The sequence below is a fragment of the Pseudomonas sp. TWP3-2 genome, assembly GCF_049897765.1.
Lineage (GTDB): Bacteria > Pseudomonadota > Gammaproteobacteria > Pseudomonadales > Pseudomonadaceae > Aquipseudomonas.
This window is the reverse complement of the sequence record NZ_JAFCWW010000045.1, coordinates 1-1,249: the sequence shown is the minus strand read 5'-3', so window position 1 is coordinate 1,249 and position 1,249 is coordinate 1. Positions and strand designations below refer to the sequence as shown.

General features: G+C 61.7%; 1 pseudogene. It reads left to right on the top strand.

Annotation, left to right across the window (positions count from 1 at the left end):
- Positions 1-1,249 (top strand): annotated as a pseudogene (locus tag ACP7EE_RS27580) (calcium-binding protein); the annotation flags it as partial.

Below are 1,249 nucleotides of genomic sequence, written 5' to 3'. Positions count from 1 at the left end.
CCGACACCATGATCGGTGGCGACGGTGTCGACACTTACTACGTCGACAACGTCGGCGACGTCGTGATCGAAACCGATGCCTCGCTGACTGCACTCGACCGAGTGTTCTCGTCCATCGACTACACCCTTGTCGCCAACGTCGAGAACTTGATCCTCACCGGTTCCGCCAACCTCAACGGCACTGGCAGCGCGGTGAATAACCGGATGACCGGTAACGACGGCGCCAACATCCTGGATGGCGGCCTCGGCGCGGACACCCTGATCGGTGGCTTGGGCAACGACACCTATGTCGTTGACAACCTTGGCGACACCACCACCGAAACCAGCACCTTGGCGAGCGAAATCGACACCGTACGCTCCTCGGTGGACTGGACGCTGGGCGCCAACCTGGAAAATCTGGTATTGACCGCCAGCGCAATCAACGGCACCGGCAACGCCTTGGCCAACACCCTGACCGGCAACGCGGCGGCCAATACCCTGGATGGCGGTCTGGGTGCCGACACCATGATCGGTGGCGACGGCGTCGACACCTACTACGTCGACAACGTCGGTGACGTGGTGATCGAAACCGACGCCTCGCTGACTGCGCTCGACCGGGTGTTCTCGTCCATCGATTACACCCTCGGCGCCAACGTCGAGAACCTGATCCTCACCGGTACCGCCAACCTCAATGGCACCGGCAGCGCCGTCAACAATCGAATGACCGGTAACAGCGGCGCCAACACTCTGGACGGCGGCCTTGGTGCCGACACCATGATCGGTGGCGACGGTGTCGACACTTACTACGTCGACAACGTCGGCGACGTAGTGATCGAAACCGATGCCTCGCTGACTGCACTCGACCGAGTGTTCTCGTCCATCGATTACACCCTCGGCGCCAACGTCGAGAACCTGATTCTCACCGGTTCCGCCAACCTCAACGGCACTGGCAGCGCGGTGAATAACCGGATGACCGGTAACGATGGCGCCAACATCCTGGATGGCGGCCTCGGCGCGGACACCCTGATTGGTGGCCTGGGCAACGACATCTACATCGTCGACAACCTTGGCGATACCACCACCGAAACCAGCACCTTGGCGAGCGAAATCGACACCGTACGCTCCTCGGTGGACTGGACGCTGGGCGCCAATCTGGAAAATCTGGTATTGACCGCCAGCGCAATCAACGGCACCGGCAACGCCTTGGCCAACACCCTGACCGGCAACGCGGCGGCCAATACCCTGGATGGCGGTCTGGGTGCCGACACCAT